Genomic DNA, 639 nt, shown 5'->3' with positions numbered 1-639 from the left:
TCCAGGCACTAGAACCAAATCGTTAAACAGTCCTAAGGGGTTAAGACAGTGCGATTTGGAAAGTACCGACTCTGAACATTAGCGAAGCAAACGTTACGAGCAATCAGAACAGACGCAACAATGTCTAACCATGTTTTCGTTTTAGATACCAACCGCAAGCCCCTGACACCGTGCAAGCCAGGGGTGGCACGATCACTGCTCAAAGCCGGGAAAGCATCGGTATTTCGACGCTACCCATTCACCATTATTCTAAACAAGGAGGTTGACGCTAATCCTGAACCCCTCGAACTCAAATTAGACCCAGGCTCTAAAGTCACTGGAATTGCCTTGAAGCAAGGGAATCATATTATCTTTGCTGCCGAGTTGCAGCACCGAGGACAGCAGATTAAAGAAGCATTGCTCTCTCGTCGTCAACTCCGACGTTCTCGACGAAACCGCAAGACCCGATATCGACCAGCTCGGTTCTTGAATCGGACTCGGAGCAAGGGTTGGTTAGCTCCCAGCTTGCAGCATCGAGTAGATACTCTAATGACCTGGGTTCACCGATTTCGTAGACTTGCCCCAGTTGGCCGCATTACCCAAGAGCTAGTACGGTTCGACCTGCAATTGATGGAAAACCCTGAGATATCAGGTGTTGAG

The 639-nt window shown here is 49.1% G+C and carries 1 protein-coding gene; it reads left to right on the top strand.

All coding sequences use genetic code 11. The features are described from left to right. Positions 1 to 120 precede the first annotated feature (120 nt). Positions 121 to 639: RNA-guided endonuclease IscB (gene iscB / locus ACTIE0_RS24880; RefSeq protein ID WP_439517076.1), on the top strand; the 519-nt coding region annotated here is incomplete at its 3' end.

The organism is Limnospira sp. (assembly GCF_051859755.1).
Taxonomy (GTDB): Bacteria; Cyanobacteriota; Cyanobacteriia; order Cyanobacteriales; family Microcoleaceae; genus Limnospira; species Limnospira fusiformis.
The sequence above is the reverse complement of the archived record's forward strand: the minus strand, read 5'-3'. Positions and strand labels throughout refer to the sequence as shown.